The sequence below is a fragment of the Chitinophaga arvensicola genome (assembly GCF_900110835.1).
In the GTDB taxonomy this organism is placed as follows: domain Bacteria; phylum Bacteroidota; class Bacteroidia; order Chitinophagales; family Chitinophagaceae; genus Chitinophaga; species Chitinophaga arvensicola.
This window is the reverse complement of sequence record NZ_FOJG01000001.1, coordinates 2,691,977-2,713,987: the sequence shown is the minus strand read 5'-3', so window position 1 is coordinate 2,713,987 and position 22,011 is coordinate 2,691,977. Positions and strand designations below refer to the sequence as shown.

The window sequence follows — 22,011 nt, the reverse complement described above, 5'->3', positions numbered from 1 at the left end:
CCGCATATGAATGATTTTCTGGAAGAGTTGAAGCGGCGGCACCAGCTGGCAGCGGCAAATGCTTATCCTGCAACCGGTGCAGTAGATGACTTTGTCAGCAACCTGTTAAACTGGTTATTCCCTGAACACACCGGACAGGTGATAGCCGATCCTGTTGCACTGGAGCAATACAGTCATCAGCTGGAAGCCCAGTTGCAGCAACTACTGCAATCTATGGAGCGGCAATTGCCGGTCAATGCAGTATCCCTGAGCCGGAACTTTATAGATAAAGTCCCGGTGATCTATGATGAACTGACCAAAGATGCTGCCGCTATTTACCAGGGCGATCCGGCAGCGTCTTGTTTATACGAGGTAATCCGTGCCTATCCCGGGTTTTATGCCATTGCTTTTTACCGCATTGCGCATGCATTACACCAGTTGAAGATACCGGTATTACCCCGCATGATTACGGAACTCGCGCATTCCCGCACGGGAGTGGATATTCATCCGGGAGCAGTGATAGCGCCATGGTGTTGTATTGATCATGGTACGGGTATCGTGATCGGGGAAACCACCATCATCGGGCCGCATGTAAAGCTGTACCAGGGTGTAACACTGGGTGCGCTGAGCATTGAAAAAAGTATGGCGCGGAGCAAGCGTCATCCGACCATTGAAGAGCATGTGGTGATTTATGCCGGCGCTACCATCCTTGGCGGCGATACGGTGATCGGTCATCACAGCGTGATAGGTGGAAATGTGTGGCTGATTAAAAGTGTGGAGCCTTTCTCCCGGATCTATTACAAAGCAGAACATAAATTTTCAGATACAAACCAGGACTAGTACAATGGCTTCCATCATAGATCTGATCGGCAATACGCCGATGGTAGAATTAAAAAAAATATCCGTTAATCCGGCAGTTAAAATTTTCGCCAAGCTGGAAGGGAATAACCCGGCCGGCAGTGTGAAAGACCGCGCAGCCTATGGCATGATCAAAGGCGCGCTGGACAGGGGCGATATCAAACCCGGTATGAAACTGATAGAAGCTACCAGCGGTAATACGGGTATTGCACTGGCGATGATTTCCAGTCTTTTCGGACTGGAAATAGAGCTGGTGATGCCGGCAGACGCCACCCGGGAACGGGTGCTCACGATGGAAGTATATGGCGCTAAGGTAACGCTGACTCCCAGGGAGTTATCGATGGAAGGCTCTATCGATTACGCCAACGAGAAAGTAGCACAGGGTGGCTATTTCATGCTGAACCAGTTTGCCAATCCCGACAATTACGGCATGCACTATAAAACCACCGGTCCGGAAATATGGAAAGATACCGAAGGACAGGTAACACATTTTGTAAGTGCGATGGGTACTACCGGCACTATCATGGGGGTATCCCGCTTTCTGAAGGAACAAAATTCTGCTGTGCAGATTGTTGGTTGTCAACCTACAGACGGCTCAAAGATTCCCGGCATCCGTAAGTGGCCGGAGGCATATCTCCCTAAAATATTCGAAAAGCCCAGGGTAGACCGGATCATGGATATTTCGGAAGAAGAAGCCCGTATCATGACCAAAAGGCTGGCAAAAGAGGAAGCCGTATTCTGTGGTATGAGCAGTGGCGGCGCCGTAGCGGCGGCGGTGAGGGTATCGCAGGAACTACGTAGTGGCATTATTGTTAGTATCATCTGCGACCGGGGCGACCGGTATTTATCGAGTGATCTTTTCTCCTGACAACTTTTATACACATAAAAAAGCCGGCTTGTAAAAACAAAAGCCGGCTTTTTTATGTGTATATGCCAGGTATTATATCTTAACAAACCGGATCGTACTACTTTTCCCGTTATCCCCACGCAGCACCACCAGGTACATACCTGGCGACAATTTATCTACCTGAATACGGAGTTTTGTCTGATTCTTTACATTAGCTATTACCAGCCGGCGCTCACCATTCAGGCTAAGGATTTCCAATGTCTGCCATCCATCGGCCAGTTGCAGGTTATCCAGTATCAGCATGCCGGCAACCGGATTAGGTGATAAACTGACAGCAGTGGACACCTGCGCTGCATGCATGGTGATGATATTACTGGGTGTAATAAACTTTCTGGAACAGGCACCTGTGCTGGTTACCACCACCTGTATTTTCGCATTGTCGGTTAAAGTTGAACTGATAAAAACCGGGTTATCAGTACCCGTTTCCACCCCGTTTACTTTCCACTGATAAGCTGGTGTTTGTGCGTTAGTGACCTGCGCAGTGAAGGTAAAAGTGGCCGCAGCAGTAAGGATACTATCAGAAGCGGTAATGGAAATAGCAGGTGCTACAGCGTCAGACAGTTTAATCCGGAACTCATGACTGTTTCCATTGCTGGCCAGGCAACGGAACCGGGCATCATGCCAGGTTGCAGGAATGTTATGCAGTAGTAACACCTGCCCATCCACACCGCTAACATGCTCATTATTCAACATGTTCACAAAACCATTATCTGAATATTGCTGCCATTGATAGGATTGGTCTGTAATGCCAGTCTCCATACGGAGATTACCTCCTTCACAATAAGTAAGTATCTCTTCCGGTCCTGATGAAATTGCCTTGCCGGCTTCTATAATAACGCCGGCCCGCCCCTGGGCCAGCTGGTATAAAGCTCCTCCGATCAAAGTCTGACCAGATTGGGTAATAGCGATCGCATTCAACTGATTCTGTTGCTGATAATCAGGGGTTCCGGTCCATTGATCGATGGTTTTCCCGGCAGCATCCAGGATCAGATAAAAAGGCCGTTGCTTCAAGGGGAAAGTGGTGGTATCAGCAATATAACCACATATAACATATTGTTGCTTCTCCTTGTTAAACTGCTGATCCAATGGCACATAATACTGATTGGCAGCAGGAGGCGTCAATTCTTTTCTCCAGTTTTCTGCGCCATCCTGGTGCCTCAATTGCTGGATAAAGAGTTTTTCATCATGGGTACCTGTTCCGTAAATGTTACCTCCTGACAGGCTGCCCATATTAATGGTGATACCGTTACTGAGTGCATTGGTCCATACGGTATTCAATCCGCTGAGACTGTACCGCTTGACAAAATATTGATTCCTGTAATCTCTGGCTAAAATAATAACGGCGTTACTATCTCCTTTAATCAGGTTATGTGCCTGGAAATTTTCATGGGTCAATTTGAAAAAAGGTTGTTCGAAACCTGCGCCGTATCCAGCTGTTTTAAAAGTATAAATACCGTATTGCGCCATTGATGTGGAAGGAGGGTCATTCTCAAAATATATGAAATGAAGGGTTGAATCTTTGGCGTTTGGCAGCAACAGTTGTTGCTGACCTGGAACAGGGGCATATGTACTTCTCATATAGCCATTTCCGGTACCAGGTTTTTCGGTTGCTTTATCCACATTAAAGAGGTGAAGTTGCATAGGCGTTGCGTACATACTTACTTGTGAGAACAACAGCACCGTATTGGTATCCGGGCTGGGATATAATTGCACGGATTTAAAATCCGTGCGGTCGCCTATATAGAACTTCTTTTCCGACACCTGTTTTCCGGTAGAATCCAATTTAATAAAATTGATACTGTCCGGTTTCCGGTGATAATCGAATTTCATTTTATAGGGCGTATGCGTAAGGGTGGTAAGAGCAATCTGCTTATCAGCGGTAATGCATAATTTATCTGCAGCAGTATACACATTTGTCCCGATTTTTTTTGACCAGATCAAACTGTTATCTGCGGCGTTTTTTAATTCTACGATAGCGCGGTTACCTGTTTGTTTGAATACAACATATTTTGAAGAAGAGAAAGTCAGCATCGATTTCACCGTACTTGCATACTGGAAACCGGCCTTTCCCGGTTTTTTGGTATAGGGCTGGAAATTCTTCCCGGTATCGGCGGCCAGCAAATAGCATTGTACCTGCCCGTTTTTATTCAGGTTACCAATATGAAAAACGTTGTTATTTTTTACGAAAGTTAAAATGCCTGCATCATCACCGGGGTACGGCGTACCGTCGGATACTACATTTTTGTACTCCAATATGCCGGCCGGATTAAATTTCAATACAGTCCATCGACCGGTTCCCAAATCATTGGCCGCCTCGAAACCGCTGGCAAACACATTTCCCAGATTATCTATATCAATGGAGCTGATCCCCATATAGGCCCCCCCTAATGTGCTTTGCTCCTGTCCTGAGGCATTATATTCCTTATCCCAAATGACTTTTCCGGACAGCCGTTCTATTTTCATCAACTGATAGGCGGTGTAAACATTTCCCACATGTGCATGTCTTCCTGCTACATATATGAAATCGTTATTCAGCTGATAACTACTCACTATATTCAGATCCATTTTGTCTGACCTGGCGATCCAGCCAATTGTGCCGCTACTTTTACTGACCCTGCCAGCAAACACGTTCCCATGATCACCAAAGAAATAGAGGTATCCGTCGTCCCGGGGGTCGACCGTGGTAATAGTGACATTATATGGGATACGTGCACTCCACACCAGCTTATCCAGTAAAGGGGAGTCATATTTAAAAATGCTATCTTCCTTAAAAAAGTAAACGGAATGGTCCTGATCATTTTTGAAGTTCATTTTGGAGGGAAATGACCTAGAGAAGGTAGTTTTACCTGTTGTCCGGTCTGCCAGTTCATATACATACACGTTATCATTGATATAGCTGTAAGCTAACTGGGTAGCATTGGCCATCTGGATATCGCGGGCATCGGGTACCTCCTTTCTCCAATTCAATTCTCCGGTGGTATTATTGACCGATAACAGTTCCAGTAATCCGGCATGACTGGCATATCGTTGAACAAATACGTCATTACTGTCTACATGGATATCTATGAAAACGGCGTCATTATAGGCAGACCCTCCTGCTGAATTACGTTCGTCGCTGTCAATTTCTTTATTCGGGGTATACGTCCAGATAGTATTACCAGCTGTGTCCAGTTTGAGAAGCACTGGTATGGGCTGATTCGGAGCCTGTTCCTTTGTATCGAAGGCAGAGGAGCCAATGTACAGGAATTGCTTATCCAGTTTTGCAATATTGGCCGGGCCGCAGACACTTTGCCAAACAGTATCTGCAAAAAAATTCATTTTGCCTTGTGCTGCCAGTACGGATGGAATAAAAAATGATAATACGATTAGTAGTTGATTGGGATAAACTTTCATTACACGGGTATAGGTAAAATTGTAAGATGGGGATAAAATTAACAAAATAATCCATGCGTTTTACAGTATCATATAAAACAGAAAAGCCGTCTTATGCAGACGGCTTTTCTGTTTTATATGATAGCTATTGCTATTTCTTCATGTACATTACTTCTTTCACCAGTTTCACGGTACGCTCAATATCCGGCAGGTATAATTTCACCAGGTTTGGCGCGTAGTGCATAGGAGCATCCTGTGCAGTGATACGGCGGATAGGTGCATCCAGGTAGTCGAAACCTTCCTTCTGGATACGGTAGCTGATTTCGGAAGAGATGCTGGCAAATGGCCATTGTTCTTCAACGATTACCAGGCGGTTGGTTTTCTTTACTGATTCCAGGATGGTGAACCAATCGAGCGGACGGATAGTACGCAAATCGATTACTTCTGCTTCGATACCTTCTTTTGCCAGTTCTTCTGCTGCACCCAGGGCTACTTTCATCATTTTGTTGAAAGATACGATGGTTACATCTTTACCAGCACGTTTGATATCTGCTTTACCGATTGGAATGATATATTCTTCTTCAGGTACTTCACCCATATCACCATACATCAACTCACTTTCCATGAAAACAACCGGATCGTCGTCGCGGATAGCCGCTTTGAGCAAACCTTTTGCATCATAAGGGTTAGAAACTGATATTACTTTCAGTCCGGGGATATTGGCATAGTAGCTTTCGAAAGCAGTAGAGTGCTGAGCACCCAGCTGTCCGGCAGAACCATTAGGTCCACGGAAAACAATCGGGCAACCCACCTGTCCACCACTCATCGCGAGCATTTTGGAGGCAGTATTAAGGATCTGATCCAGGGCCAGTACAGCGAAGTTCCAGGTCATGAATTCAAGCACCGGACGCAGGCCGTTCTGAGCAGCACCTACTCCGATAGCAGTAAATCCAAGTTCAGCGATCGGCGTATCAATAACGCGTTTTGGACCAAACTCATCCAGCATTCCCTGGCTCACTTTATAAGCACCATTGTATTCGGCTACTTCCTCCCCCATAAGGAATACCCGTTCATCACGGCGAAATTCCTCCTGCAGGGCTTCTCTTAAGGCTTGTCTGAAAGCTATCTGACGCATGCTATTCTTAATTGAAAGTTTAAATGCCTTTATCGAAAGGCAGGGCAAAAATATTGTTTGTTAACGAAAAAGCAAAGCAAACGTCGGATTAATAATTATTATCCCGCTGACAGTCACTCTGATGGTGATTAATTAAATTAAATACATATATTTATATTTTAAACTTTATTGAGACCTGCCAACAATTCTGTCCACTGACATGATTACCATCACTATCCTGACCTTATGCTTTTTAGCCGCCCTTTCCTGTAAAATCAAGAAAGCCAAAGCGCCTGAAATACAGGCCCTGCTCTGGTACCTGCACCTGGTATTTGGCTGTATAGCCATCATCTGCCTGCTGCTGATGCTGAATAACTACGGATTCAAAGGAACCCAGACAGAGCGGATATTTTTCAGTTTGTACGCCGGTACCGGCATGCTGCTGTATGGCCTCACCAAACCGGATAACGACGCCCGTTATGCCTACCTCCTGGCATTTTTTGGGTTTCCGTTCCTGCTGTTGCTGGGTTTACTCCTGCCGCCGCTGCGCACCATGACACTGGTGGCCACCATTACCCTGTTGTCTGACAGCGATTTTCACCGCTATGAAATAGACAATGACTATGCCCTGCAAACAAAAAGCACGGGCATCTTATCGAGTTACCCGGTTTATAGCCTGGTAGAAGATAAATACGGGTTATTTGAGAAAGTAACGCCTGATATAGTGACACCGCAGGCGCCGCCACGTTTGCTAAAGCTGATAAAAACGGGGAAAGATAGTGTGAGGATACAGGTGAACAACATCGATACGGTAGTAGCACTCCGCAATTAAATGGAACAGCCTTCAGCAATTGGAATTGCCGAAGGCTGTAAATATGTTAGACTCTTTCTATAATGATAGCGCTGGCGCCGCCACCGCCGTTACAGATTCCTGCCACACCGTAACGGGCCTGCTGCTGATGCAGGATCGAATTGAGGGTGACTACGATACGGGCGCCACTGCAACCAATCGGATGCCCCATAGCTACTGCTCCACCCCATACATTTACTTTATCGAGCGACAGGCCCAGGTCTTTTGCATTGGCAATAGGTACACAGGAGAATGCTTCATTTACTTCCGCTACGTCCATATCGCTGATTTTCATGCCGGCCTTTGTCAGCGCGTTATTGATGGCTTTTACCGGGGTGGTGGTAAACCATTCCGGCGCCTGGGAAGCATCTGCAAAGCTGATGATCTTCGCCAGTGGTTTTAAGCCCAGGGCTTTCAGTTTTTCGCCGCTCACCAGCACTACTGCGGCAGCGCCGTCGTTGATATTGGAAGCGTTGGCAGCTGTGATGGTACCATCTTTCTGGAAGCTTGGTTTCAGGGTTGGCACTTTATCGAAGATCACTTTTTTATAATCTTCGTCTTCTGCTACGGTCACCACCTGTTTCCCCGGTACGGTTACCGGTACTACTTCTTCTTTGAAATACCCTTTTTCCCAGGCGGCAGCGGCTCTTTTATAACTTTCAATAGCGTATGCGTCCTGGTCTTCCCGGGTGATGTGGTATTCTGTAGCACACAGTTCTGCCGCATTGCCCATGTGGAAATCTTTGTAAGGATCCCAGAGGCCATCGCGGATAATACCATCGGTGATGCTGCCATGTCCCAGTTTATACCCGGTGCGGGCTTTATCCAGGTAGTAAGGTGTGGCGCTCATATTTTCCATGCCACCGGCTACTACTACTTCATTATCTCCCAGCATGATACTTTGTGCGGCCAGCATAATTGCTTTCATGCCGGAGGCACATACTTTGTTAACAGTAGTGCAGGGCACGTTATTGGGTACGCCTGCGGCGAGACTGGCCTGATTGGCAGGGGCCTGTCCGAGGTTGGCGCTGAGCACATTGCCCATGTATACTTCATTTACTTCGGCTGGTGCAATACCCGCTCTTTCCAGTGCCGCTTTGATAACGGTAGCACCCAGCTGCGTGGCCGGAATGCCTGCCAGCGCGCCATTGAATGAACCTATAGGGGTGCGGGCCGTAGCTACTATAAATACTTCTTTCATCTGATAAATAAGATTGATTTGGCTAGTTTATAATCTACCAAATATAAGGAAAAGTTGCCGGGAACAGTAATGGCGCAGGAGATCAGATCTGCTGCGCCATTACTGCCTTATTATAAATGATTATTGTATCACTACTGTTGCGGCTTTCTGCTTACCGGCCCCTCTTGGTACGATGTAGTAGATACCCCGTGGTTGTGTACTTAAATCCAGTACTGTTTTCTTTTCTTTTATCAGGAAGGTGTATACAATACCACCCTTACTGTTATACACATCTGCCTGCACTGGTTTGGCCGGCACTTTCTCTACTTCCACATACACGGCTCCTGCAGTAGGATTCGGATATACAGTGAGTTTGCTGATAGTTAAGCTGAGATCCGTTAACCCTGTGATCACCATCGACAGCGGCGCTGACATGGTACTGCAATCGCCGGAAGAGAACACCTGTACCTGGTACGAACCATTTACTTTCGCCCTGATCGTGCGACTGGTTGCACCATTTACAGGTTGATTATTCCGGAACCACTGGTAGGCAAAACCTTCGGTAGATTCCAGCGAATCGCCACGCTGGGTAAGCACTGGTACCGGCGGCGGATTCAATACTTCAAAGCCCTGTGACCAGATCGATGTATCTGCCGGAGAACTGGAGATCACGCGGATACGATAGTTTTTACCACATGGTACCGATTCCGGTAATTTAACGTTGAGGGATACACGTGGATCTGTACCCTTGAAGCTATTGATATTAATCACTTCCGGTGCTGAGGAACGACCACCTGTTGAAGAGGAGGACTGTATCAGTTGCACAGTAAAGATATTATCCTGGTTCAACGGATGCGGGAAAGTATAAGTTACCGGGATGCTGTCTTTTACCGTCACCACAGCAGCGCTGCTATCGATCACCGGCGGCACCTGCGGCGGACTTGCCACCACAATAGTATCTGTAAAGGAGAAGCCGTATTGGGTAGCAGTAGCATAGTAAGTACCCGGTGCGTTTACCGTGATCTGTTTGCCGCTGATATTACCCGGCATCCACTTCACTGTAACAGTGGAATCCTTGTCATAAGGCGCATTGATACGTAATACCAATGGAGTACCATAGTAGGTGGTATCCGGTCCGAGGTTGATGCGGATAGGTGCTGCTACAGTTACCGTTTGCTGCATAGTGTCCCTTCCATTACTGTTATCGCTAACGGTCAGGCGTACGATGAAGCTATTAGCAGCATGATAAGTGTGCGATACCGTGACACCACTATCAGAAGTATTATCCCCGAAATTCCAGCTGTATTTAACGGCACGTGGTGTAGGCGTGGCGGCAAAGTTCACGGTCAGCTGGCCATTATTGGCGCGGCCATAAGTGAAATTAGCTTTTAACGGCGGTGTAACGCGGTGATAAATACGGATGCTGTCTGTTGTGATGCGGCCATACTGGCTCACTGACAGGCCATAGCTGCCTGGTTGCGTTACCGTGATGGCGCTGCTGGTATCTCCGGTAGACCACTGGAATGTAATGTTATCCGGTCTTATGCCGCCGATAGCGGTAATACCATCGAGGCGGAACGGTGTTCCTGCTTCTACAGTAGTATCGGGGCCCAGGTTCACAGATACGAACGGAACAACAGTCACCAGTTTACGGACAGTATCGGTACGTTGCAGGCTATCTGTTACAAACAGCCACACGTTGTAAACACCGGCCTGGTTGTAGGTATGTGCTACATTTTTGCCGGTTGCGAAGCCATTATCCCCGAAATCCCAACTATAGGTTGCATTCAGTATATCGGCGGAGGGGATACCGCTAAAGTTCATCGTGTATTGCCCATTGTTGGCGCGGACGTAGCTGAAGTCGGCAGGTTTTGGACGACCATCTTTCACAACAATACTGTCCACAGACACAGATCCAAAGCGCGAAGCGCTCACGGTATAAGTCCCCGGTGATTGTACAGTGATCTGCTGGCCGCTGATAGCGCCCGGGTACCACGTACATTTCACGCTCCGGTCTCCAAAATAAGGAGCATTGATCTTTAAGACCAGCGAATTACCGGTGAGTGTGGTATCCGGACCAATATCCACATGCAGCGGTGGATATACGTAGAAAGTATCTGCCGCAGAAAAATTGGGCGTATTTAAATACGCGGAATATTCTCCCGGTCCTGTAACCAGTAACTGACGTGCTTTAATGCCGCCGGGATACCAGGTTACTACAGCAGTAGTGTCACTGTAAAATGGTTCATTAATTTTAAACAACATCGGAGATCCGGTGTAGGTCGTATCGCTGCCTGCATTAAATGCCGGCCACACAGTCACCTGTTCGAACGCCGTGTGAATGAGGTTATCTGATGTCAGTACCTCCATTCTTACCTGGTAAACGCCTTCCTGCGCATAATTGTAGAAGACATAGTTACTATTGTTGCCCTCCAGGACCACACTGTTTCCATCGCCGGTATACCAGGTTGTTCTGATAATATCCGGCAGCGACGACGTATTCTGAAAAAATACTCTTTTCGGATTTGCCCCGTTATTGCTGTAAAGCATCGTTACATTTTGCTCCACTGGCGGAGGATTCCATGTTACCTTGATAGTATCAGTAGAGCTGTAGCCATACATCTTTACCGTCAAGGTATAGAAACCGGGCTTATTGATGTTGAGTAATCTGCTGGTGTCGCCGGTAGACCAGCGATAGGTGGCGTCTCCATGCCAGAAACCAATAGCGGCAGAGGCATCGAGTGTTAAGGTTTGTCCTGCTGCGATGGTGGTATCTTTACCTAACGCCACTTTTACAGGTGGCATAATATAAACAGATCGAACAATACTATCTTGCTGATGTGCAATTGAATCGTGTATCCATAACCGTACGTTATAATTTCCGGGAGCCGCGTATGTATGCGAAGGATTTTCGGTTACTGATGTGTTTCCATCGCCGAAATCCCAGTGGCGGTTGGTGACTGCGTTGGTAACATGGGTCGGAGTTTCTGTGAATACCATTGTTAATTTCCCATCGTTGGCTCTTTTATAAAAGAATCCTGCGGCGAGTTTGCAACCAGCTGTGATGTTGATGGTATCAGTGGAAAAGCGATCTCCAACAACAACTTCCAGAATATACTGGCCAGGTTGCTTCACTTTTAAAGTGTAGGTGGTATCACCGGTGTTCCAGTGATATTTTGCGCCGGCGACAGTGTTATAAGAATAAAGATTCAGCGAATCTCCCGGACAGAGTAATGCATCCGGGCCAAGATCAGGCTTTATATTTGGGCCAACTTCCAAACCTGTTTCCTCTGCATCCTCTATGTTGCCATTAACGCCGGTCAACTTTACGCTATAATAACCGGGTTCGGCATAAGTATGCGTCACTTCCCTTCCTTCCGCAGTTTCCCCATCCCCGAATTCCCACTTCAGGACTGGATAATAGGAGTTCAACACGGAATCTTCAAAGTTATAAGTAAGGCCTCCTTCGCTGGTAGCCTTCATAATTGGGTTTAAAATAGCATTTCCTACTGCGTAATACTGAACATACTCTAATCTTTTCGGACAACGGCGGATGCTTAGAGTATAGGTATACTTTCCGGACTGCGTCACTTTCAACCCCTGGGTGGTGTCGCCGGTTGACCATTTCCCCATGAGCGGCTCCGCCGGATCGAACCTCATGCTTTCCCGATCGGGAAAAACCGTTTTGAGTACGGTGTCTTTATTCAGCGGAACCAAGATCTTATCAAAATAAGCGATGGAAATGCTAGCATTCCTTATTGTTTTATAATACCGGATATCCTCACCTGTACTGGGATTATGCAAATAGATCATTACATTTCCCACTTCGTCAGATTTTGTAACACGGGTACAGGTAGGTCCTGTAATCACGCTGCCATCAGAGAAATGCCAGCTTACCGGATAAAAGGCACCAGGTTTATAGACCATAGGTATGCACTCCGAAAAAAACAGGTTATGAATGGTACTGTCGCAGCCAATTACCGTATTGTCCCGGAACCGCGTGCAATATTCGTACTCCCTCAGGATCAACGTATCTGAAAATACATTTCCACACTGATCCGTTACTCTTAACCAATATTTCCCCTTCGTGGCCAGTACTGTCGAAGCAGTTGTAGCGCCATTGGACCAGAGATAAGTTGCCCAGTTGCCTGGCGCCTTGAATGCCACATCTCCATCTGAATGAAGGTAAATGTCTGGTCCAAGTTCTAAACGCTCGGTACACTGTGTAGTATCTGCCTTCTTAAAATCTCCGGGATGCTCCCCGGTACTTATCTTGTTGGTCAAAAATGGTGTTGCACGAAGCCCATAAGAGGAGATCAGCAAAACAAACAATAGTAAAAGTCTATTCATAGATAGCGAGTTATCAGAATCAGGGATCTTTAGGTTGATTTAAAATTATATGTTTTTTGTTTAATTTAACCAAATATGTCATCATTGCGGCAACCTTTCTCCCCTAATCCAATTTTGCGTATGTTTGCAGTTGCGTAACCGTGATATCTCAAAACTCCATACAACAGATCCTCAGCCGCATTGATATTGTGGAAATTGTGGGCTCCTTCGTTAAACTGAAAAAAAGGGGGGCCAACTATTTAGGCCTGTGCCCGTTTCACAACGAAAAGTCGCCATCCTTCACCGTATCTCCCGGCAAAGAGATCTATAAATGCTTTGGTTGCGGCGCCAGCGGCAATTCCATCAGCTTTATCATGGAGCATGAGAAATACTCCTATGTAGAAGCATTACGCTGGCTGGCACAGCGCTACCAGGTAGAACTGGAAGAAACGGAAGTAAGTCCGGAGCTGAAACAGCACCAGCTCATGGCCGATAGTTTGTTTATCATCAACAACTACGCCCGTGAATACTTTACAGATACCTTGTTCAATAAACCTGAAGGCCAGAATGTGGGCCTGAGTTATTTTGAAGAAAGGGGATTTACGGAAGAAACTATCAAAAAGTTCCAGCTGGGCTACTGCCTGAACACCTTTGATTCCTTTGCCAAATCGGCACTGGACAAGGGCTACAACCTGGAATACCTGCAAAAAACAGGTTTGGTAACTATCCGTAACGACCAGCCGGCAGACAACTATCGTGGCAGGGTTATCTTTCCTATTCATAACCAGTCCGGTAAAATACTGGGCTTCGGGGCACGTATCCTGGTAAAATCAGACCGTGCACCCAAATACATCAATTCTCCCGAAAACGAAATCTATGTAAAAAGCCGGGTACTGTATGGTACCTACTTTGCGCGACATGCCATTGATAAACTCAATGAGTGTTTGCTTGTAGAAGGCTATACAGACGTGATTTCACTGCACCAGGCCGGTGTGGAAAACGTGGTGGCTTCCAGTGGTACCTCCCTTACGCAGGACCAGCTGCGGCTGATCAAGAAATACACCAACAACCTCACCATCCTCTATGATGGTGACAGCGCCGGCGTAAAGGCAGCCCTCCGGGGACTGGACATGGCCATTGAAGAAGGCCTGAACGTAAAACTCGTATTACTGCCCGATAAGGAAGATCCGGACAGTTATGTGCAAAAGATCGGTGCGGAAGCCTTCCGGGAGTTCATCAAGGAACACAAACAGGATTTCGTACTGTTTAAACTGCAGCTCAGCATGCAGGAAGCCGGTACGGACAGTAATAAAAAATCACAGCTGGTAAACGAGATCGCTGAAACGATTTCTAAAATTGATAAGGCGGAAGATTTCACCCGGCAACAGGATTATATCCGTCAGTGCAGCCAGTTGCTGCATATCGATGAACAGGGGTTGATCCAGCTGGTGAATAAGTTTATCCGTGACCGCCTGGTAAAACGCGAGCAGGCCCATGCCCGCAACAATCCCCAGCCGGATGATGACGGCCTGAGCGACGAGGCCATTGCCGCCATGGAAGCAGCCGAAACCGGTATTTCTGTGGATTCACTGATCAGCGGACATGAAATGCAGGAAAAGGCGCTGGTAAAGATCCTGCTGCGCTTTGGCGATATGCCTTTCAGTGAAGAAGAACACAGCACGGTAGCCGATTATGTGTTCCACCTCCCCTATGATTTTGAAGCGCTGGCAGAAAGTGAACTGGTGAAAAGGATTTTAAGGGAATACAAAGCATTGTATGATGCTGGTAACCTCCAGGACAAGCGGTGGTTTCTTTATCATGAAGACCAGCAATTCTCTAAACAGATTGCCAATATCCTGGAAGATAAAGAAGCGGATCTGAGCAGTAAGTGGAAAGACCAATTTGAAATAGATACCGTTTATGGCGACAATGCCTATTTGAGTGATACCATTTCCACCACCAATTATCTTATTCTGCGTAAGATCAAGAAGCTGATCCATGAGAACCAGGAAGAAGCCAAAAAGGCAACGGAGATGGATCAGATCCTTAGCTGCCTTGAAATGCAGAAACATCTCAACTCCCTCGAAAAAGAACTGACCAACGGTATGGGCACCGTTATTTTCAAGTAAGCATTAAATCCGTTCCCAGACCTGGAAAGAAAAAGCGTGTTGATTTTTCTCGTCCGGTTCATGACGTTCGTCGCTTACCAGTTCAAATTCACCTCCATCAATGTGCGGGAAAAAAGCATCTCCGTGTACCACTGCATAAACGCGGGTCAGGTAGATGCGCTCTACTAACGGCCACGCCTGCTCGAAAATCTGCGAGCCGCCGGTAATGAATAATTCATCGCCGCCAAAAGAGCGGGCCTTTTCGATACCTTCTTCGATAGAACGCACCACATAAGCACCTTCCGGGGCAAAGTCGGCCTGACGGGTAATCACAATATTGGGGCGACCAGGCAGTGGTTTGCCGAGGGATTCAAATGTTTTACGACCCATTACAATAGGTTTCCCCAGGGTAGTGGCCTTAAAATATTTGAGATCCGTAGGCAGTCGCCAGGGCAGCATATTATTAATGCCGATCACATCGTTATCAGAAGCGGCTACGATAATGGATATACGCATATGGGGAAATTATATAGCTACCGGTGCTTTTATGGCCGGATGAAACTGATAGTTTACCAGTTCAAAATCTTCGTAGGTAAAGGAGAAAATATCTTTTACGTCCGGATTGATTTTCATCACAGGCAGCGGGAATGGTGTTCTGCTTAATTGCAGTTGTGCCTGTTCCACGTGATTACTGTACAGGTGTACATCACCGAAGGTATGGATAAAATCGCCTGCATCGAGGTTACACACCTGCGCCATCATCATGGTCAGCAATGCGTAGGAAGCGATATTAAAGGGAACGCCGAGAAATACATCTGCGCTGCGCTGGTATAGCTGGCAGCTGAGTTTACCACGGGTTTCGTTTTTTGCCGGATCTGCCGGGGTTACATAAAACTGGAACAGGCAGTGGCAGGGGCTGAGTGCCATTTCAGACAACTCGCCTACATTCCATGCGTTCACAATAATACGACGGGAGTCCGGGTTATTTTTAATAGTATTTACAGCTTCTGTGATCTGGTCTATCACTTTTCCGTCGCGGGTTTCCCAGCTACGCCATTGTTTGCCGTAAACAGGCCCGAGATCACCATTGGCATCGGCCCATTCGTCCCATATACTCACGCCGTGCTCTTTAAGCCAGGCGGTATTGGTATCTCCTCTTAAAAACCAGAGCAGTTCATATATGATGGATTTGAGATGCAGCTTTTTGGTGGTTACCACCGGAAAGCCTTCCTGTAAGTTGAAACGCATCTGATAGCCAAAACAGCTGGTAGTGCCAGTGCCGGTGCGGTCTGTTTTCACAGCGCCTTCCCGGATAATATGTTGTAATAAAGATAAGTACTGCTCCATAAGGCCGCAATTTACGAAGACCAGATGAAAAATATAACATAATTAAGTCAAAGAAAAAAAACGCAAGTAGCCTTAAAATTTCGTAATCTGCTATGGTATTTTACGTTACAACAAAGAATGGCCTGTAAGAATTCCCTGCGCATCAGAGACAATGATGAAAAACCCGTAGCACCCCATGCGGCAGGAGATCACAACGAAGTTAGCAAGTATTAAGCAACCAAGATCAGAACTGTAATTTCCACAAACCAAAAAACAACATCTGCATGATGATATTGTAACCGCGTTTTGTCAATCATTCATTATCTAAACCATCACAAGCTATGCTTCTACCAAAATCCAGCTTGCTGGTACTGCTATGCCTATGCAGTACCCTGGCACTATTTGCGCAACAAAACATTACGGGAAAAATAAGGGACGCCGTCAGCGGCAAACCCATTCCAGGTGTTACCGTCCGTATTCCCAATACGAACAAGGGCACCATTACCGATTCCGAAGGTAATTATACCCTGGGCATTACCGCCGGCACCAGCAGTTTACTGGTGAGTTACACCGGCTACAAAACAAGGACGGTGAACCTTACACCGGGCAGCAACGTGGTGAATCTTACCCTGGAAGAAGATTTCGCCCGCCTGGATGAAATTGTCGTCACCGGTCTGGCTACCACCGTAAAGCGAAGTAACCTGGCCAATGCCGTGGCCACTATCTCCGGCAGGGAACTCAATGGCGTGGCGCCTGCACAAACCTTCGATGCCGCACTCAGTGGCAAAGTACCCGGCGCCCTGATCACCGCCAACTCCGGGGCTCCAGGCGGAGGTATCTCCGTAAAAATGCGCGGGATCACCTCTGTATTCGGCAACTCACAACCACTCTATGTAGTAGATGGTATTTTCTTCAATAACAGTAGCATTCCTGCCGGCCTGAATGATGTTACCGGCGCCGCTACTGCGGGCAATCCCAACAACCAGGATAATCCTTCCAGCCGTATTGCAGACCTGAACCCGGAAGATATTGAGAACATTGAAATATTGAAAGGCGCTTCTGCCGCAGCTATGTATGGCGCAAAAGCAGCTGCCGGCGTAATTATCATCACCACCAAAAAAGGTAAGTCGGGAAAAACAAAGCTTTCGTTCAACCAGGAAGTGGGCTTTACACAAGCCCGGCATCTGATGGGTGTACGCACCTTTACTGCTGAAACAGCCGCAGATCTCGCAGGCGCCGCAGATAATCCTTCACCAACCGTACAGGCCAAGCGCGCTGCTTACAAAAAGCAATTTACCGATGCACAGAGCGCAGGAAAAATCTTTGATTACGAAAAAGAAATGTATGGAGAAACAGGCCTGGTGCTGAACACGGGCATCTCTCTCAGCGGCGGAGGAGAAAAGACCACCTTTTATCTCTCCGGAAACAGAAGACAGGAAGATGGTATTGTGAAAGGTACCGGTTACTTTAACAACTCCATCCGGCTGAATGTAGATCACAAACTCAATGATCGTGTCAGCATCGGTGTTACGACTAACTATATCAATTCTTCGGCCGACAGAGGCTTAACGAACAACGACAACAACGGGGTATCTTATGGCGTGGCATTATCTTCCACACCCGACTTTGTGGACCTCCACCCCAATGCGCTGGGAGAATATCCGCGCAACCCTTTTGCAGCCTCCAATCCGCTTGAAACACGCGATAATATGATCAACAACGAGCATACCAATCGTTTTGTAGGCGGCGCCAATATTGATATACGTCTGCAACAGAGCGACCGCTCCACCACCCGGCTGGTAGGCCGTGGAGGCGTTGACTATTTTAACTTTAAAACCGCAGCCCTGTTTCCCCGCACGCTCCAGTTTGAAGAAGCCGGCCTGCAGGGACATTCCATCCAGGGTAATACCAACAACACCAATACCAATATCGGTGGCTTTATTGTGAACACCTTCACGCCCAATGATCGCTTAAGTTTAACCAGTACCGCCGGTGCCACACTGGAAACCGGTTACATGGACAACATCGTTACCGTGGCCACCAACCTGGTATCCGGTCAGAGTAACCTTGATGCCAGCGCCAATACCAATACGCGGCAGTTCCGGCAGAAATACCGCGACAACGGGATGTTTATACAGGAAGACCTTTCATTGATTGATGCCATTACACTGAGTGCGGGCGTACGTTTCGACCGGTCTACCAACAACGGCGACTACCTGAAATATTATGTCTTTCCCAAAGGATCACTTTCCTGGAACATTGCCAAAATGAATTTCTGGCATGTAACGGGTGTGGATAACCTGAAACTGCGGGCGGCTTACGGGCAATCCGGCAACGTACCGCCTTACAGCAGTAAGTTTACCCAGATGCTCGGAAGTAATATCGGTGGGTTCCCGGGTGTACTGGTAGATAACCTCAAAGGTAACCCCGACATAAAGCCGGAGCGGCAGGCCGAGTTTGAAGCCGGTCTGGATGTAAGTGTGCTCAATGGCCGTATCAGCCTGGAGGCCACCTACTACAACAAAAATATCTATGATGTATTGCTGCGTCATGCTTTGCCGGGATCTTCCGGCTATGCGAATGAATGGAAAAACAGCGGCGACCTGAAAAACCAGGGAATAGAACTGGGCCTGAACCTGATCCCGGTAAACCTGCCCAACGTTCGCTGGAACAGCAGTATCAACTGGTGGCGCAACCGGTCCAAAGTAACGAAGCTGATCATTCCTCCTTATGCGATTGGGGCATTTGGTAATTCACTGGGTACTTTCTACCTGGAAGAAGGTGAGCCTGCCACACAGATCAAAGGCACCGTAGGCTCGGATCTGAAGCTGATCGGTAATTCAGAACCTGATTTCCAGATGAGTTTCTTCAATGAATTAACCGTCTTCAAAAACTTCTCCCTGCGGTTCCTGATCCACTGGAAAAAAGGAGGTGATAATATCAATCTCACGCAGCTGCTGACCGACCTGGGCGCCACTTCATTTGATTATGACGACGACATCAAAGGGACCAAGGCAGGCGTTTACCGGCCAAATGCCGGCGATGCCTCGCTCTATGTGCAGGATGCTTCGTATGTGCGTATCCGTGAAATAGGGCTTTACTACAGTATTCCGTTAAAGAATACAAAGAATATCAAAGGCATCCGCCTGGGCATTGCTGCGAATAACTTCTTCACCTGGACGAAATACGTGGGCTATGATCCGGAAGTATCCAACTTCGGCAGTAATACCATCACTACCTCTCAAAGCCGTGGCAGCAACGGATTATCAACAGGGGTGGATGTAACGCCATTCCCCGCATCCAAACGTGCGAGCTTTCATGTTGGCATCGATTTCTGATCATTTTCTATCTGCTTAAAATCATTACATATGAAAAAGTACCTTCCCATTATAGTATTTGTCTTTTTGCTGCTGGCACTGCATGCCTGTCAGAAGGGAGAAATCAACAGTCTGAATACACCGGTGGTCAGCGAGATCACCAAGAACCCATCCAAAAGTGATCTGTTCAATCTTGTTACCGGGGCGGAATCCGGCATGCGCAACAACTTTGCCGCCTACCTGGATGGCACAGGGATTATTGGCCGGGAAATTTATCGTTTCTCCGGTTCGGAACCCCGCTACACCACCGATTTGCTCGGTGGCGGTACCAAAACGCTGGACAATAACACCTTCTACATTACCAATCCCTGGGCATCCCGATACCAGGTAGCGAGGGAGTGTTTTATTCTGCTGGACGCCATCAGCAATACCCGTACAGAAGTGGCGTCGGACGTGCAGAAGAAAGCCTTTACAGGTTTTGCAAAAACGCTGATCGGTTATCAGTTGTTACTGAACATCAATATGACCGATGCAAATGGTGCGCGTATCCCGGTTGCCAATGGCGCCACCCCCGGACCTGTAATCACTGATCCTGCGGTGGTGATGGATTCCGTATTAAAATTCCTGGATGAAGGAAAAGCAGATCTTACCGGATCGGAAGTTATTTTCCCTTTATCCGACGGCTTCCTGGGCTTCAAGGATGCTGCGGGTCTGCTTAAATTCAACCGGGCTATTGCAGCCAGGGTATATGTGTACCGCAAGAACTGGCCTGCGGCGCTGACCGCGCTGAATGAATCTTTCTTCGACCTGAATGGCGCTTTCAGTACCGGTATTTATCACTACTTCTCTACCAATGGCGGTGATCTGGCCAACACCATGTACCTGGCGCCAAATGGGAATGGTGAGATACGGGTATCGCATCCGTCTTTTATCACAGATATTTTACCAGGTGACGACCGGCGCAATAAAACCGCATTACGTACATCTTCTGCAAGCCAGTCCGGCCTTACGGGCGACCGTGATGTAGTGATCTGGAGTTCCTTCAACGCTCCTATCACTATTATCCGGAATGAAGAGCTGATCCTGTTGTATGCGGAAGCAAAGATCCAGAGCGGCGCTTTTCCTGATGCGATTGTGGCGCTGAACAGAATCCGGGTAGCGCATAATCTTTCTCCTTATGCAGGGGCTACTACAACGGCCGCATTGACGACGGAACTGCTGTATAACCGGCGCTATTCCCTGTTTATGGAAGGACACCGGTGGATTGATGCGAGGAGATATAACTTACTCAATACATTGCCGAAAGACCGGCCCGATGATGATGTATGGCCGAGGTATCCATTGCCTCAGAGTGAAAGCAACATCTAAAAAAAAAGCAGCGAAGAAATATCTTCGCTGCTTTTTTTTAGTGCTGACGGCCCTTTTTACATGGCCCTTCTTTTCATTTCTTTTCTGATGAGTGCGAGTTCGCGACCCATTTGTCCGGCGATAGAAGTATTTTCCTGCGCCCTTCGGATCAGGTAAGGCATTACTTCTTTCACGGGGCCATAAGGCAGGTATTTGCTGACGTTATAGCCGGCGTGTGCCAGGTTGAAAGTAATATTATCGCTCATACCCAGCAGCTGTGAAAAGCTCACGTGCGGGTGGTTATGAGGGAGATCTTTTTCATGCAGCATACGGGCGGCCAGCATACAGCTGTTTTCGTTGTGTGTGCCAATGAAAACGGCCAGTTGATCCAGGTGGTCGATGCAGAATTTTACGGCGGCGTCATAATCCTTATCGGTAGCCGCTTTGCTGGGCTGGATCGGGGTGGGATAATTATTTTCGGCAGCGCGTTTGTTTTCCTTTTCCATGTATGCGCCGCGCACCAGTTTGGCGCCCAGCAGGTAACCGTTCTTTACTGCTTTCTCCAGAGATACCTGCAGAAAAGGATAACGGTCGTGGCAATACATCTGGAAGGTATTGTAAACAATGACGTTTTGTTTGTTGAAGAGCGACATCATTTCATCGGTGAGCGCATCTACAGGATCCTGGATCCAGGATTCTTCTGCGTCTACCAGGATAGCTACATTATGTTTGGCGCCTGCCTCTGCGATGGAGAATACGCGGTTACGTACGCGGGTATATTCTTCCTGTTCGGCGGCGGTTAAGGTTTCTTTGCGGTGTACTTTTTCGAGCAGTTCGAAGCGGGCGAAGCCGGTTATCTTGATGGCGATGAATGGAATATCGGGTCTGGAGGCAGCGTATTGAATAGCACGGATAAATTCGGGAACAGCGGCGTCGTAGCTATGTTCTCCTTCCATGGCTTCCACTCCGTAATCCAGTGCTACGCCTACGTGGTAGTTGCCCAGTTGTAAGGCAGTAGTAGCTGCTTCTTCGAGGGTTTCCCCACCACAGAATTGGGAGAAGATGGTATTTTTGATGATGCCTTTAATGGGCAATCTGAGTTTAAATGCGATCGGTGTCATCACTGCACCAAATTTTACCAACCAGGGTTTCCCGATATTGCTAAAGAGAAAGTTGGCTTTTTTCAGTGCTTTGTCGGTCTTTGCCTCAAACGCAATAGCCGTATTATCAAACGATAAAGGTAGCTGCTTTTCCATGGGCCGCAAAGTTAGGGTGCGTCCGGCTTTTAAACAAAAATCATTATAATATCAGTATATCTTTTTAA

At 47.4% G+C, this 22,011-nt stretch carries 13 protein-coding genes; 6 read left to right on the top strand and 7 right to left on the bottom strand.

From position 1 onward, the window contains the following. Positions 1-6: 6 nt before the first annotated feature. Together BMW79_RS11275 and cysM are read left to right on the top strand one after the other, a co-directional pair. Positions 7-819, top strand: a complete 813-nt coding sequence (locus BMW79_RS11275) for a serine O-acetyltransferase (protein ID WP_089894702.1) — start codon at positions 7-9, stop codon at positions 817-819. 4 nt (positions 820-823) lie between these two features. After that, positions 824-1,705 (top strand): cysteine synthase CysM, encoded by an 882-nt coding sequence (gene cysM / locus BMW79_RS11270; RefSeq protein WP_089894699.1) that lies wholly within the window; start codon positions 824-826, stop codon positions 1,703-1,705. A gap of 72 nt (positions 1,706-1,777) precedes the next feature. Here cysM and BMW79_RS11265 read toward each other — a convergent pair whose 3' ends face one another. Further along, positions 1,778-5,182: a T9SS type A sorting domain-containing protein gene (locus BMW79_RS11265; RefSeq protein ID WP_089894695.1), complete on the bottom strand. Its 3,405-nt coding sequence runs from the start codon at positions 5,180-5,182 to the stop codon at positions 1,778-1,780. An 85-nt stretch (positions 5,183-5,267) separates the two neighbouring features. Then, on the bottom strand, positions 5,268-6,251 hold the full coding sequence (locus tag BMW79_RS11260; RefSeq protein ID WP_089894692.1) for a pyruvate dehydrogenase complex E1 component subunit beta: 984 nt from the start codon (positions 6,249-6,251) through the stop codon (positions 5,268-5,270). A gap of 199 nt (positions 6,252-6,450) precedes the next feature. Between BMW79_RS11260 and BMW79_RS11255 the strand changes: the two genes are divergently transcribed. Further along, positions 6,451-7,062: a hypothetical protein gene (locus tag BMW79_RS11255; RefSeq protein ID WP_089894688.1), complete on the top strand. Its 612-nt coding sequence runs from the start codon at positions 6,451-6,453 to the stop codon at positions 7,060-7,062. A gap of 46 nt (positions 7,063-7,108) precedes the next feature. Here BMW79_RS11255 and BMW79_RS11250 read toward each other — a convergent pair whose 3' ends face one another. Both BMW79_RS11250 and BMW79_RS11245 read right to left on the bottom strand, forming a co-directional pair. After that, positions 7,109-8,281: an acetyl-CoA C-acyltransferase gene (locus BMW79_RS11250; RefSeq protein WP_089894685.1), complete on the bottom strand. Its 1,173-nt coding sequence runs from the start codon at positions 8,279-8,281 to the stop codon at positions 7,109-7,111. A gap of 120 nt (positions 8,282-8,401) precedes the next feature. Next, complete coding sequence (locus BMW79_RS11245) at positions 8,402-12,610, bottom strand: PKD domain-containing protein (protein WP_089894684.1); 4,209 nt, start codon at positions 12,608-12,610, stop codon at positions 8,402-8,404. Between the two features lie 140 nt (positions 12,611-12,750). Between BMW79_RS11245 and dnaG the strand changes: the two genes are divergently transcribed. Next, a complete protein-coding gene (gene dnaG, locus BMW79_RS11240; protein ID WP_089894681.1) occupies positions 12,751-14,718 on the top strand; it encodes a DNA primase in 1,968 nt (655 codons plus the stop codon). Positions 14,719-14,721: 3 nt separating this feature from the next. On the opposite strand, the gene BMW79_RS11235 is transcribed toward dnaG, so the two are convergent. Then, complete coding sequence (locus BMW79_RS11235) at positions 14,722-15,213, bottom strand: dihydrofolate reductase (RefSeq protein ID WP_089894679.1); 492 nt, start codon at positions 15,211-15,213, stop codon at positions 14,722-14,724. Positions 15,214-15,222: 9 nt separating this feature from the next. After that, on the bottom strand, positions 15,223-16,044 hold the full coding sequence (locus tag BMW79_RS11230; protein WP_089894676.1) for a thymidylate synthase: 822 nt from the start codon (positions 16,042-16,044) through the stop codon (positions 15,223-15,225). Between the two features lie 320 nt (positions 16,045-16,364). On the opposite strand from BMW79_RS11230, the gene BMW79_RS11225 reads away from it, so the two are divergent. Together BMW79_RS11225 and BMW79_RS11220 are read left to right on the top strand one after the other, a co-directional pair. Further along, positions 16,365-19,361, top strand: a complete 2,997-nt coding sequence (locus BMW79_RS11225; RefSeq protein WP_089894673.1) for a SusC/RagA family TonB-linked outer membrane protein — start codon at positions 16,365-16,367, stop codon at positions 19,359-19,361. Positions 19,362-19,391: 30 nt separating this feature from the next. Then, positions 19,392-20,708: a RagB/SusD family nutrient uptake outer membrane protein gene (locus tag BMW79_RS11220; protein ID WP_089894670.1), complete on the top strand. Its 1,317-nt coding sequence runs from the start codon at positions 19,392-19,394 to the stop codon at positions 20,706-20,708. 56 nt (positions 20,709-20,764) lie between these two features. Here BMW79_RS11220 and BMW79_RS11215 read toward each other — a convergent pair whose 3' ends face one another. Continuing rightward, on the bottom strand, positions 20,765-21,943 hold the full coding sequence (locus tag BMW79_RS11215; RefSeq protein ID WP_089894667.1) for a proline dehydrogenase family protein: 1,179 nt from the start codon (positions 21,941-21,943) through the stop codon (positions 20,765-20,767). Positions 21,944-22,011: the final 68 nt, after the last annotated feature.

Bases quoted from the DNA above. Each gene is read 5' to 3' on its own strand.
- BMW79_RS11235 (WP_089894679.1), bottom strand. From the start codon at position 15,213: ATGCGTATATCCATTATCGTAGCCGCTTCTGATAACGATGTGATCGGC.
- BMW79_RS11250 (WP_089894685.1), bottom strand. From the start codon at position 8,281: ATGAAAGAAGTATTTATAGTAGCTACGGCCCGCACCCCTATAGGTTCA.
- BMW79_RS11260 (WP_089894692.1), bottom strand. From the start codon at position 6,251: ATGCGTCAGATAGCTTTCAGACAAGCCTTAAGAGAAGCCCTGCAGGAG.
- BMW79_RS11275 (WP_089894702.1), top strand. From the start codon at position 7: ATGAATGATTTTCTGGAAGAGTTGAAGCGGCGGCACCAGCTGGCAGCG.
- BMW79_RS11255 (WP_089894688.1), top strand. From the start codon at position 6,451: ATGATTACCATCACTATCCTGACCTTATGCTTTTTAGCCGCCCTTTCC.
- cysM (WP_089894699.1), top strand. From the start codon at position 824: ATGGCTTCCATCATAGATCTGATCGGCAATACGCCGATGGTAGAATTA.
- BMW79_RS11220 (WP_089894670.1), top strand. From the start codon at position 19,392: ATGAAAAAGTACCTTCCCATTATAGTATTTGTCTTTTTGCTGCTGGCA.
- BMW79_RS11230 (WP_089894676.1), bottom strand. From the start codon at position 16,044: ATGGAGCAGTACTTATCTTTATTACAACATATTATCCGGGAAGGCGCT.
- BMW79_RS11225 (WP_089894673.1), top strand. From the start codon at position 16,365: ATGCTTCTACCAAAATCCAGCTTGCTGGTACTGCTATGCCTATGCAGT.
- BMW79_RS11245 (WP_089894684.1), bottom strand. From the start codon at position 12,610: ATGAATAGACTTTTACTATTGTTTGTTTTGCTGATCTCCTCTTATGGG.
- BMW79_RS11215 (WP_089894667.1), bottom strand. From the start codon at position 21,943: ATGGAAAAGCAGCTACCTTTATCGTTTGATAATACGGCTATTGCGTTT.